Annotated in this window: 12 protein-coding genes; 8 read left to right on the top strand and 4 right to left on the bottom strand. The window is 65.2% G+C overall.

Features of this window, described 5'->3' with window-relative positions; all coding sequences use genetic code 11:
* Window positions 1-210, bottom strand: a 210-nt coding sequence (locus HBE63_RS15685; RefSeq protein ID WP_243858735.1) for a Zn-ribbon domain-containing OB-fold protein, incomplete at its 3' end; no start/stop codon positions are given.
* Between the two features lie 88 nt (window positions 211-298).
* Here HBE63_RS15685 and HBE63_RS15680 point away from each other — a divergent pair.
* Complete coding sequence (locus HBE63_RS15680) at window positions 299-820, top strand: VOC family protein (protein ID WP_166905556.1); 522 nt, start codon at window positions 299-301, stop codon at window positions 818-820.
* Between the two features lie 92 nt (window positions 821-912).
* Here HBE63_RS15680 and HBE63_RS15675 read toward each other — a convergent pair whose 3' ends face one another.
* A complete protein-coding gene (locus HBE63_RS15675; RefSeq protein ID WP_166905555.1) occupies window positions 913-1,629 on the bottom strand; it encodes an enoyl-CoA hydratase/isomerase family protein in 717 nt (238 codons plus the stop codon).
* 58 nt (window positions 1,630-1,687) lie between these two features.
* On the opposite strand from HBE63_RS15675, the gene HBE63_RS15670 reads away from it, so the two are divergent.
* From HBE63_RS15670 to HBE63_RS15650, 5 genes are all read left to right on the top strand, one after another.
* Entirely contained in the window at window positions 1,688-3,229 is a 1,542-nt protein-coding gene (locus tag HBE63_RS15670) for an AMP-binding protein (protein WP_166905554.1), read from the top strand.
* Between the two features lie 81 nt (window positions 3,230-3,310).
* A complete protein-coding gene (locus tag HBE63_RS15665; RefSeq protein WP_166905553.1) occupies window positions 3,311-4,501 on the top strand; it encodes an amidohydrolase family protein in 1,191 nt (396 codons plus the stop codon).
* Window positions 4,502-4,540: 39 nt separating this feature from the next.
* Window positions 4,541-6,004, top strand: a complete 1,464-nt coding sequence (locus HBE63_RS15660) for a FadD3 family acyl-CoA ligase (protein WP_243858079.1) — start codon at window positions 4,541-4,543, stop codon at window positions 6,002-6,004.
* A gap of 143 nt (window positions 6,005-6,147) precedes the next feature.
* On the top strand, window positions 6,148-7,029 hold the full coding sequence (locus HBE63_RS15655; protein WP_166905552.1) for a tetratricopeptide repeat protein: 882 nt from the start codon (window positions 6,148-6,150) through the stop codon (window positions 7,027-7,029).
* Entirely contained in the window at window positions 7,026-7,670 is a 645-nt protein-coding gene (locus HBE63_RS15650; RefSeq protein ID WP_166905551.1) for a twin-arginine translocation pathway signal, read from the top strand. The genes HBE63_RS15655 and HBE63_RS15650 overlap by 4 nt, the downstream gene beginning before the upstream one ends.
* Before the next feature lie 135 nt (window positions 7,671-7,805).
* Here the strand turns inward: HBE63_RS15650 and HBE63_RS15645 are convergent, their stop codons facing one another.
* Window positions 7,806-8,390 (bottom strand): transcriptional regulator, encoded by a 585-nt coding sequence (locus tag HBE63_RS15645; RefSeq protein ID WP_166905550.1) that lies wholly within the window; start codon window positions 8,388-8,390, stop codon window positions 7,806-7,808.
* Between the two features lie 203 nt (window positions 8,391-8,593).
* Between HBE63_RS15645 and HBE63_RS15640 the strand changes: the two genes are divergently transcribed.
* A complete protein-coding gene (locus tag HBE63_RS15640; RefSeq protein WP_166905549.1) occupies window positions 8,594-9,814 on the top strand; it encodes a low temperature requirement protein A in 1,221 nt (406 codons plus the stop codon).
* On the opposite strand, the gene HBE63_RS15635 is transcribed toward HBE63_RS15640, so the two are convergent.
* Entirely contained in the window at window positions 9,799-11,067 is a 1,269-nt protein-coding gene (locus HBE63_RS15635; protein ID WP_166905548.1) for a nitrate/nitrite transporter, read from the bottom strand. The two genes, HBE63_RS15640 and HBE63_RS15635, sit on opposite strands and share 16 nt — an antisense overlap.
* 317 nt (window positions 11,068-11,384) lie before the next feature.
* Here HBE63_RS15635 and HBE63_RS15630 point away from each other — a divergent pair, with 317 nt between their 5' ends.
* Complete coding sequence (locus HBE63_RS15630; RefSeq protein WP_166905547.1) at window positions 11,385-11,999, top strand: MerR family transcriptional regulator; 615 nt, start codon at window positions 11,385-11,387, stop codon at window positions 11,997-11,999.
* The last annotated feature ends 88 nt before the right edge of the window (window positions 12,000-12,087 follow it).

The raw sequence follows: 12,087 nt of genomic DNA, 5'->3' as shown, positions 1-12,087 counted from the left end.
GCCCTGGGTGGTCCAGGCGATGACTGTGCCGCGCCGGGGTAGGCGGGTCTGTTCGGTGTTACCGCCGGAGCATTTGGGGCAGCGGGCCTGGGCCGGGAATGTGGTGGCTGTGCAGTCGGTGCAGCGGCTGCCGATCAGCTGGGGTTCGGCGTCGGGCCACGTCGAGATCTCGGGCGCCAGAGCAATCTGTGTTGACACGTCGCTGACGATAACTGGAAATGCAATTCTCGTCTAGTGAGAACCACCTCTCGGTAGGCTCTCGTGGGCAGTTCAGACGGGACAACTGGAGGGAGGCGGCGTGAGCAAGGTTCTACCGGGGGAGGTCCGCCAGATCGGGTATGTGGTCACCGACATGGACGACGCGATATCTGACTGGCTGAAGATGGGTGTGGGCCCGTGGTTCGTGATCCGCAACCTGCCGCAGCGCGTGACCTACCGGGGCGCGCACTGCGAGGTGAAACTATCCCTCGCGTTGTCGAACAGCGGTGACCTGCAGGTCGAGTTGATCCAACAACTCGATGACACGCCGAGCATCTTCACTGAGTTCCTCGCCGGCGCCGGCGGTGGCTTTCACCAACTCGCCTACTGGACAGCCGATTTCGATGCGGCGATGGACAGGCTACGCGAGGCCGGCTGGCCGCAGGTGTGGTCGGGCGGGGAAGGTGAGGGCGTTCGATTCGCCTACTTCGAGCCGCCGACGGGTGCCGCGATCGTCGAGATCATGGAACTGACCGAGGCGTCCGCCGGCATGGGTGCCTATGTGCGTGAGCAGGCCATCAGCTGGGACGGCAGTGATCCGGTCCGGGAGTTGCGCGGCTGACATCCCCTCGCCGAAATGGCATTCCAGCAGGTCCGCACTCGACCTTTTCCTGTTGGAATGCCATTTCGGCGGGAGGGAAGGCTGGATGGCGTTCACTTCCCTTTGTTCATCACCTTGTCCGCGGCGGCCCAGTGCTCGTCGGAGCACCAGAGCCGGGCGAAGGCCGAAACTGCCTCGGTGGTGGGGACCCCGTTGATCACCCGCTTGACCTCACCGGCCTGACGTCGGGCCAGCAACTGCGCCGTCGACCGCCAGGTCTCGGCGAATTCGGCGCGGGGGACCACCTGGTCGATCAGGCCCACCTGCTCGGCCTCACGCGCCCCGAGGATGCGGCCGGTCCCGGCCAGCAGCAACGCCCGGCTGCGGCCGACCAGGGTGGCGAGCCGTTCGGCCCCACCCCAGGCCGGCATGATCGCCAGCGCGACCTGGTTGAAGCCGATCTTGATGTCGTCAGCGGCGATTCGGATGTCGGCTGCCACCGCGACCTCGGCCCCGCCGCCCAGGGCATGGCCGTTCAGCGCGGCGATGACCGGTCCGTCGAAACCGGCGATGCGGTCGCAGATCGTGCGCATCCGCCAGGCCATCTCGGAAGCCTCGAGTTCGGTGCGCAGCGCCGCGAGTTCCTTGAGGTCGCCCCCGGAGACGAACGCCCGGTCGCCGCCGCCGGTGATCACCAGGGCGGACGCGCCGGCTGCGCCGTCCAGCGCCTTGTTCAGCGCATCCATGGTGTCCAGCGAGATGGCATTGCGTGCCTGTGGCCGGTCGATCGTGATGACCGCCAGTTCGCCGTCGATTTCGAGGTCGACCATCAAACGTTCTCCAGTTCCGGGATTGGCATTCTCGTCTGATGAGAATAACATCACCGTTGTGCGCGACATCCCCGTTGAGCTGACCAAACGGTACGTCGAAGAAGGCTGGTGGCGGCCCGAAACCCTGGGCGAGATGCTGGCCGAAGGATTGGCCGCGAGTCCCGACGCCGGCTTCTACGTCCACTCCGCGACGCGTCCGTACCAGGGCACGTTCGGCGAGGTCGAGCACACCGCCCGGCGGCTGGCCGCCGGGCTCCGGGATCGCGGCGTCGGCCCCGGTGACGTCGTGGCGCTGCAGTTGCCCAACTGGATGGAGGCCGCGGTCGCGTTCTGGGCCTCGGCCTTCCTCGGTGCGGTGACGGTCCCGATCGTGCACTTCTACGGGCGCAAGGAACTCGGCCACATCATGGCCACGGCCAAGCCGAAGGTGTTCATCACCACCGAGCAATTCGGCCGGATGAAGTTCGAGCCGGAGCTGTGCGCGGACGTCCCGATCGTGGGCCTGGTCGGTCAAGCCTCGTATACCGATCTCCTTGCCGACGAGCCGATGAGGGGCACCCTGACCACCGATCCGGCCGCGCCGGCCCTGATTGCCTTCACCTCCGGAACCACGCGTGAGCCCAAAGGGGTCATCCACAGCCATCAGACGCTCGGCTTCGAAACCCGCCAACTGCTGGAGAACTACCCGCCGAACCGGGGCCGTCAACTCACGGCCACGCCCGTCGGCCATTTCATCGGCATGCTCGGCGCGTTCCTCATCCCGGTGCTGGAGGGCGCCCCGATCGATCTGTGCGACGTCTGGGATCCAGGCAAGGTCCTGGAGTTGATCGAACGCGACGAACTGTCCATCGGCGGCGGACCGCCCTACTTCGTCACCAGCCTCATGGACCATCCGCAGTTCAACGAAAGGCACCTGGCCCGGTTCAGCACCGTCGGCCTCGGCGGCTCGACCGTGCCCGCGGCCGTCACCCGGCGGCTCGCCGATCTCGGCCTGTTCGTCTTCCGTTCCTACGGCAGCACCGAGCATCCGTCGATCACCGGATCGGGTGCGGGGGCCCCGGAGACCAAGCGGTTGTACACCGACGGCAATGTGCGTCCCGGGGTGGAGATCCGGCTCGGACCGGACGGTGAGATCTTCAGCCGTGGACCGGACCTGTGCCTGGGGTACACCGACGATGCCCTCACCGCAAAGCATTTCGACGCCGACGGCTGGTACCGCACCGGGGACATCGGCGTGCTGGACGCCGACGGGTATCTGACCATTACCGACCGCACCACCGACCTCATCATCCGAGGTGGCGAGAACATCAGCGCGCTCGAGGTGGAGGAGGTGCTGCTGGGTTTGCTGGACGTGATCGAGGTGATTGTGGTGGCCGCACCGGATACCCGGCTGGGTGAGCGCGTGGCCGCGGTTCTGCGGGTCCGTGACGGCGGCACGATGCCCACGCTCGATCAGGTCCGGGCGCATTTCGAGGCCAGTGGGGTGGCCCGGCAGAAGTGGCCGGAAGAGCTACATCAGGCCGAAGATTTTCCCCGCACGGCCAGCGGCAAGGTGCAGAAGTTCCGTATCCGGCAGGAGATTGCTGCCCTCGTCCGTTGAGCGGGCTGCCCTGGGCGGGTCGGGCATTGCGGCAGCTAGCAAGTGAGAATATGATTCTCTGGAATTGCAAAGGAGTTTTCCATGGGACAACTGTCGCACAGGGTCGACATTCCGTTTCCGCTGTTCGACGCGGACAACCACCTCTATGAGCCGCCCGAGGCGCTGACGACGTATCTCCCCAAGGAGTACAAGGACATCGTTCAGTACGTCGAGATCAACGGACGCACCAAGATCGCGATCAAGGGTCAGATCAGCAACTACATCCCGAATCCGACGTTCTCGCATGTCGCCAAGCCTGGCGCGTGGGAGGAGTACTTCAAGTTCGGTAACCCGGATGGCAAGAGCAAGCGCGAGCTGTTCGGCGAGCCGATGAAGTCCATCCCGGCGTTCTTCGAACCGGCTCCGCGCCTCGAGCTGATGGACGAGCTGGGCCTCGACCGCAGCCTGATGTTCCCGACGCTGGCCAGCCTGATCGAGGAGCGGCTGCGCGACGATCCGGTCGCGATCCACGTCATCATCCACTCGTTGAACCAGTGGCTGGATGAGGTGTGGGGCTTCAACTACAAGAACCGCATCTTCACCACGCCGGTGATCACGCTGCCCATCGTCGACAAGGCGATCGAGGAGCTCGAGTGGGCGGTCAAACGCGGTGCGCGCGCCATCCTGGTCCGCCCGGCGCCGGTGCCCGGCTTCCGTGGTCCGCGTTCCTTCGCGCTACCCGAGTTCGATCCGTTCTGGCAGAAGTGCGTCGAGTACGACGTGTTCGTCGGCATGCACTCCTCCGACAGCGGCTACTCGCGCTACACCTCGGAGTGGGACGGCGCCGCGCAGGAGATGCTGCCGTTCCAGACCAATGCGATGTCGATCCTCAACGAGTGGCGTCCGATCCAGGATGCGGTGGCGTCCTGGGTAATTCACGGTGCGCTGTTCCGCTTCCCGAAGCTCAAGGTCGGCATCGTCGAGGCCGGGTCGAAGTGGATGTTCCCGCTGCTGGACTCGATGTCCGAGGTCTACAAGAAGGCCCCCGAGGCCTTTGCCGGCAACCCGATCGAGGAGATCAAGAACCGCATCTACGTCAGCCCGTTCTACGAAGAGGGCATCGACGAGCTGATCAACCTGATCGGCGTGGACCAGGTTCTCTACGGCTCCGACTGGCCGCACCCGGAGGGCCTGGCCGAGCCCACTCACTACGTGACCGCGCTCGAGCACCTGGCCGTCGAAGATCAGGCCAAGATCATGGGCGGCAACCTCAGCCGGCTGGTCACGGTCTAAGGGGTCGGACACATCGAACAACGGCAGACCATCCCCGCGATGGTCTTGGGTGCAGCGGACCGTTTCGGCGATGCCGAGGCTGTCGTCGACGGTTCGCTGCGCCTGTCTTTCACCGAAGTCGGCGAGCGTATCCGGAAAGCCTCGGGTGCGTTCGCCGAATTCGGCATCGCCAAGGGGGACCGGGTTGCGGTCTGGGCTCCCAATTCGGCGGAATGGATCATCGCCGCGTTCGGGATCATGGCCGCCGGTGGCGTCCTGGTTCCGGTCAACACCCGCTTCAAGGCCGAAGAGGCTGCCGACGTGGTGGCGCGCAGCGGCGCCAAGGCGGTGATGATCCAAAAGGGTTTCCTCGGGCAGGATTTCACGTTCTCCGAGACCGATCTCGACGTCCCCACCATCGATCTGAAGTCGGACTTCCTGAGTAGCGGGCGTACGTTCAGCCAGGGCCGCGTAGACGAGCTCCGGCCGACCGACATCGCCGACGTCATCTTCACCTCGGGCACCACCGGCAGGCCCAAGGGCGCGATGATGAACCATCGCCAGACGCTGCGGGCCTACGAGGAATGGGCCACGCTGGCGGATCTGCGCGAAGGCGATCGCTATCTGATGATCAACCCGTACTTCCACACCTTCGGGTTGAAGGCCGGGTTGGTGGCGTCCTTCCTGCGCGGCGCGACCATGCTGCCGGTCGCGGTGTTCGACGTCGACAATGTCGTGGAACTCATTGAGCGTGAACGCATCACGATGCTGCCTGGCCCGCCCACGCTGTATCACTCACTGCTCGCCGTCGCCGACCGTGACCGGCTGGCCACGCTGCGCGCGGGGGTGACCGGTGCCGCCGACATCCCGGTGGAGTTGGTGCGACGCATCCGCGAGGAGTTGCCGTTCCAGACGCTGATGACCGGGTACGGCCTTACCGAGGCGGGCAACGTCACGTTGTCACGACCCGGTGATTCGGCCGAGGAGGTGGCCACCACCGCCGGACTTCCGTGTGAGGACGTCGAGGTGCGCATCGCCGATGACGCCGAGGTGCTGGTGCGCGGATACAACGTGATGCAGGGCTATCTGGACGATCCGGCGGCTACCGCCGAGGCGATCGACCCCGACGGTTGGCTGCACACCGGAGATCTCGGCGAGTTCACCGAATCCGGCCGGCTGCGGATCGTCGGACGGAAGAAGGACATGTTCATCGTCGGCGGGTTCAATGCCTACCCGGCTGAGATCGAGGGATTCCTGCTGGAGCACCCGGCGATAGCGCAGATTGCCGTCATCGGCGTCGCCGACGAGCGGATGGGGCAGGTCGGTAAGGCGTTCGTGGTGCTGCGCGACGAGCCAGGGGTCTCGGCTGTGGTTGCCGAGGACCTCATTGCCTGGAGCCGCGAGCGCATGGCTGGCTACAAAGTGCCCAGGTATGTCGAGTTCCTCGACGAACTGCCGCTCAATGCCACCGGCAAGGTGATGAAGAACCAGCTTGAGGCGCGGATGACGACCAGCCCGGGTTGAGTGAACGCACAGCACGTAAACATCATTTCCGCAGGTAAATGGCCATTTAGGTGCCTGCTATCGATGATGTACTCTCGGGTCACTACCGCAAACTGATAACGTAATTCTCGTTAAGCAGGCTGCTGAACGGACAGGAGGTCGGCATGCCGTCCCGCAAGCCTTTGTCGCCAGTACTCGATACTAGCGAAGATGATGCGTCGCCAGGCGACGCACTGAAATCGGCCGAGCTGGCCGAAGCCGAGGCCGCAGAGGCCGAGGCCGCAGCGGTTGCCGCACGCGCCCGGGCCCGCGCCATTCGGCTGCGTAACCAGGCTGCCACCGGCAAGGACGCCGCGGACACCACCGTGGCAGACGATGCCACTGATGACGCCGACATCGTCGACGCCGAAGGCTCCGATACCCACGAGGTCACCGACACCACCGGCGTCGATGCAGAGGCGGGAGCCGTCGAGGCCGAGCCGCTCGACAATGCCGAGCCGGAAGCAGCGGGAGAAGTCGGGGGTAAGTTGTCCCGTCGGCTGCCGAGGGTGCAGGTGTCGCGCCTGTTCTGGAAGGTGCTGGCCAGCTGTCTGACGATCATCGTCATCGCCGGGCTGCTCGGATTCAGTGGCTGGATGATCTGGCACCACCGGCAGGCCGAGCATCGCCAGCAGTTGGCGGCCGAATACACCGCCGCGGCCCGCCAGACCGTCGTGACGCTCATGTCGCTGGATTTCAACCACGCTCAGGACGCCGTCAAAAACATTCTCGACAACTCGACGGGCGAGTTCCGGGAGGATTTCGAAGCGCAGTCGAAAGACTTCGTCAAGCTGGCCCAGGACGCGAAGGTGGTGACCGAGGCGAAAGTGACCGCCGCCGCCGTGGACACCATGAGCGATGACAACGCTGTCGTTCTGGTCGCGGTCAACACCCAGGTGACCAACACCACAGGTGCCAACAAGCAACCGCGGCCGTGGCGGGTGGCCGTTGACATGGTCCGCGAAGGCGACCAGATCAAGCTGTCGAAAGTCGAGTTCGTGCCGTGACCGTGGATATCAAGAAAACCGAGAACGACACCGAGGCGGCAGTCGAGATCGACACCGCCGACGAAGCCGGCGAGCAGAGCGCCACCGAGGCCGACCTGGCCGAGGACGTCACCGGCTCCGCGGCCGACGAGCCCGCAGCAGGGTGGCGCCGGAAGCTGACGCAGCTGTGGTTCCCGCTGGCACTGGTCGTGGCGCTGATCGCGTCGGCGGCTCTGGCGGGATGGCTGTACTTCGCGCAATACCGCGGCGACCAGCAGACCGGTCAGGCGGCGTCGGCAACGGCGCTCAAGGCCGCGAGCGATGGGACCGTGGCACTGCTGAGCTATGCGCCGGACAGTCTCGACCGAGACTTCTCGGCTGCGAAGTCGCACCTGACCGGCGATTTCCTGTCGTACTACACCCAGTTCACCCAGGAGATCGTCGCCCCGGCCGCCAAGCAGAAATCGGTCAAGACCAGCGCAGCAGTGGTGCGCTCGGCTGTCTCGGAGATCCATCCCGATTCAGCGGTGGCGCTGGTGTTCGTCAACCAGGCCACGACCAGCGCCGACAACCCCAATGGGAGCTTCACGGCCAGCGCGGTCAAAGTGGGGTTGAGCAAGATCGACGGCAACTGGTTGATCTCGTCCTTCGACCCGGTGTAGCGGGACCTTCAGTCGAACGGCGTCAGTCCTGAGCGTGCCGCTCGTACGCCCACCGCTCCAGCCATGTCTGCAGCTCGTGTACCGCACACGCGGTCGCCGCTGCGCTGACCACGAAGAGGCCGAGCAGTAACGCACTCACGGCCGGCACCCTGCATTGTCGATGTGGGGGCGACCCCCGCGAGACGTGGGACGGAGAGCAGAGCTCGGGACCGCGGAGTGCGTCACCTGCCTCGGCACACTGTCGGGAGTGTCCAGAACAGACTGCTGGATGGCGCGGTAGCGGTCACGCTCGGCGGTGCACCAGGAATCGGTCCACCCTTCGAGCAGGTCACCGCTGCGCACCAGCCGGTGCAGTGTCGGATGGTTGCCCGCAGACACCGGTCGTCCTTCGATCACGGTCATCGCCTCGTGCCAGTCGACCGCCTCGTGCCAGTCGACCGTCACCTCGGGCGCCAGGCTGACGTACTGGTGCCGCACCACGAGCAACGCGTCGGCGCCCAGTGGTCGCAATCGCCACAGCGCCGAGCGCAACGAGGAGACCGCCTTGTGCGGAGGGCTGCCCGGCCACAGCAGGTCGCAGACCCAGCTGCGGTGCAGCTCGCGACGCTTCACGGCGGCAAGCGCCACCAACCGGCGGCATGAGGGCGGCAACACCAGCGGTTCCGTGTCCCGGTACACGGCGAACTCGCCCAGGAGGTTCAGCCTGAATTGCTTGTGCATATACGTATCCTCGAGCGCGGGCGGAGTCCTGACATCAGTAGTGCACTACTCGAATTTCGGTGAGTTTCTGTCACCACGCCGTCGGCAATCCACAGTCCGGCGTCCCGATGCGATGGAATTGCGGGGAAACGTGGTGAGAAAGAGGACATATCAGGTTGAACGAGAACACGCCCCGCCCGGTTCAAAGCCACCGCCTGAGCCGGATGTCCGGACGCGACCCGCACGAGCAGCACCGGGTGGCGAGTCCGTTGGAATTGCTGTTCGACCTGACGTTCGTGATCGCGTTCGGGGTGGCCGCCGCGCAGTTCGCGCATCTGATGGCCGAGGGTCACGTGTCGGCCGGGCTGGCGGGTTTCGGGTTCGCCGCGTTCGCGATCTGGTGGGCGTGGATGAACTTCACCTGGTTCGCGTCCGCGTACGACACCGACGACTGGGTCTACCGCGTGATGACGATGCTGCAGATGGTCGGCGTCATCGTCCTCGCGTTGGGCATACCTCCGGTGTTCGCCTCGATCGAACACGGCGGGCACGTCGACAACATGGTGATGGTGGCCGGCTATGTGGTGATGCGAATTGCCTTGGTGGGGCAGTGGTTACGGGCCGCCGCGCAGGATCCGCCCCGCCGGTCCGCGTGCCTGACCTATGCGTGCGCGGTCGTCGTCGCCCAGATCGGGTGGGTGGCGCAGATCTTCGTGCAGACCTCGTTGACGGCCTTCTTCGTCACCGCCCTGGTTCTGATGGTGGTGGAGATCAGCGGGCCGATCCTGGCCGAGCGGCGCATGGGCGGCACCCCGTGGCATGCCCACCACGTCGCCGAGCGATACGGATTGCTCGCGATCATCGCGCTGGGTGAAGGTGTGGTCGGCACCGTGGCGTCGTTGACGGCGGCAGTGGGGGAGCACGGCTGGTCCACCGATGCCATCCTGCTGGTAGCTGCCGGAACCGGCCTTACCTTCGGGATGTGGTGGGTGTATTTCCTGATTCCGGCCGGCGAGTTGCTGCACGCCAGACGCCAGCTCTCGTTCTGGTACGGCTACCTGCACGTGGCGGTGTTCGGTGCGATCGTGGCCACCGGCGCGGGGCTGCACGTGGCGGCCTACTACGTCGAGGATCAGTCGAAGCTGGATTCCGTCGGCACCGTGCTGGCGGTGGCGATTCCAGTGGGCATCTACGTGCTCTCGACGTTTGTCATCTACTCATGTCTGTTGGGACAGGTCGATCTGCTCCACGCACTGTTGCTGGTGCTGGCCGGAGCCGCGCTCGTGGCCGCGGTGGCGCTGGCCGCGCACGGGACGTCGATGGCGCTGTGTCTGTTGGTGGTCACCGCGGCTCCGGTGGTGGTCGTCGTCGGGTTCGAGGCCGTCGGACACCGGCATGCAGCGGCGATCGTCGAACGGCGTCTGGATATTCACCGACCCGGGTGAGTCTCGAAGCTCTCCAACAGCATTCGTTCCTGCTCGGCCGCGAGCAGGCGGCGCGTCTTGTGGCGGGTGATCAGGATTCCGATAGTGGCCAGGATCCACACCGCATACTGCACTGACCAGGCCGCGCGGAACGACGCGAACGAGTAACTGTCCGTTCCGGACAGGATCAGACCCATCGCCTGCATCACCAGCAGTGCGGCCAGGAAACCGCCCATGTTCACCATGCCCTGGGCGGTACCGAGGGTGTGGCTCGGATTGAAAGTACGGGCGAAGTCGAAGCCGACCATCGATCCGGGACCGCCCACCGAGATGACGACGATGAGTACCACCAACAACCACACCGGCGCCGGGCCGGGCAAGGCCAGTACCACGGTCCACACCAACGCGTTACTCGCGATGATCCAGAGCACCAGGCGTGACCGGCGGTGCGGATGGCGCCCGGTGAATATGCCGATCATGATCCCGGCCGAGATGGCGGCCACCACCGAGACGGTCAGCAGCGAGCCCGCTGCCGTCTCCGAAAGCCCCTGCGCCACTGTGAGATAGGGCACTCCCCACATCAACGCGAACACCGTCACCGAGAACTGCGTGCCCATGTGAGTGAAGAACCCGAGCCTGGTACCGGGTCGCAGCCAGACGGTCTTGATGCGAGACAGGGTGGTGTGCAGTGAGATCGGCTCGGACGTCATCGTCGAACCGGGGGGCGTGTTGCGGATCAGGGCCAGCGCCAACACGATCACCACAAGCCCGAAGGCGGCGACCGACAGATAGGCGGGCGTCCAACCTCTTCCGGTGAGGATCGCCAGGAACGGGACCGCGGAGAGGACCTGGCCGAGCTGGCCGCAGATGCCCGTCAACTGGGCCACCAAGGGGACGCGAGCCGGCTCGAACCAACAGGGCACCAGGCGGAGCACCGAGATGAAGGTCAGTGCGTCGCCAAGACCGACGATGGCTCGCGCACCGATGGCCGCGGGTAGTGACTCGCTGAGTGCGAGCACGAGCTGCCCGGCGGTCATCAGCGCGGCACCGCAGACGATGAGCAGACGGGAACCGAAGCGGTCCAACAGCAGTCCGGCGGGAACCTGGGCCGCGGCGTAGACGATCACCTGCAACACCACGAATGTGGACAGCACACTCGGGCTTGCGGCAAATCTGTCGGCGGCCTGCAGGCCCGAGACGCCGAGGGTGGTGCGATCGAGAACCGCGATGATGTACGCAAGTAGTCCGGTGGCCCAAACGATCCAGGGACGCACGCGGGCACCTTTCGTCAAATGTGTTTCGTGGGGCAGGGGTACATGCTCTCTCACCGTAGGCGTCGAAGCGACCCGACTTCTTTGGCGCGTTGTGAATTTCGACTCCGGGTCGGCTTTCGTGCGATTCATCAAGTTGGCTGAAAATGCACTCTCATGTATGAGTTGAGGGAAGGTAGTCAGCATATCCGCAGATGATGGCGTTGACGATGAGGTATGCGCACGACGGAATGCTGCAACTGCGAATTCGCTCGCAACATTAACCGGAGGGTAGGGTGTCGGCATGAATCGCTGTTCAAACCGACGCGGGGGACGCCGGCTTGGTTGAGTACCGTCTTGAGGACCTGGCGCGTATTTCCGGCGTCAGCACTCGCAATATCCGCGCCTATCGTGAACGCGGGTTGCTGGATTCACCGCGCCGCGTCGGACGCTCGGCGTACTACGGCGAGCGCCACCTCGATCAGTTGACAGCGATCGGCCAGCTACTGGCAAAGGGTTTCAACTCGGCGCACATCGCCGAGTTCTTCGCCGCTTTGCGTGGCGGCAAGGATCTGTCCGACGCCTTGGGGGTCGAGGACTCGGGCTGGTCCCGGCCGACGACGCTGCCATTGAATGTGGACCCGGCCGACGACGACGTCCGTGCGCTGGCCGAATTCGGGTTGGTGCACATCGTGGACGGCTCCGTCGAGGTGACCGATCCAGCGTTGGTCGCGCTCGCCGGCGGTGCGGCGGACCATCGGCGTCTCGTCCGCAGCATGGCCCATCTCTGCCGGGCGACCGGCGCAGCGATCGATCACCTGGCTGAGTCGGCTGCCGCTGCGGTCACCGAATGTCGGGGCGGCCCTTCTGATGCCGGTTTGCCCGAGCTGGCCCGCGCGGTGGTCTCGGCCAGAGTGGACCGGGCCCTGCGTGCGGGCGTGGCCGCCGCCGACTGAATAGTTACCGACGAGTAAGATATTCCAGCAAACTTATGGCTCGTGGTAGCGGGATTCGCTAGACACAAACGGCTCGATTGTCTTCTGG

The organism is Mycobacterium sp. DL440, assembly GCF_011745145.1.
GTDB lineage: Bacteria > Actinomycetota > Actinomycetes > Mycobacteriales > Mycobacteriaceae > Mycobacterium.
The sequence above is the reverse complement of the archived record's forward strand: the minus strand, read 5'-3'. Positions and strand labels throughout refer to the sequence as shown.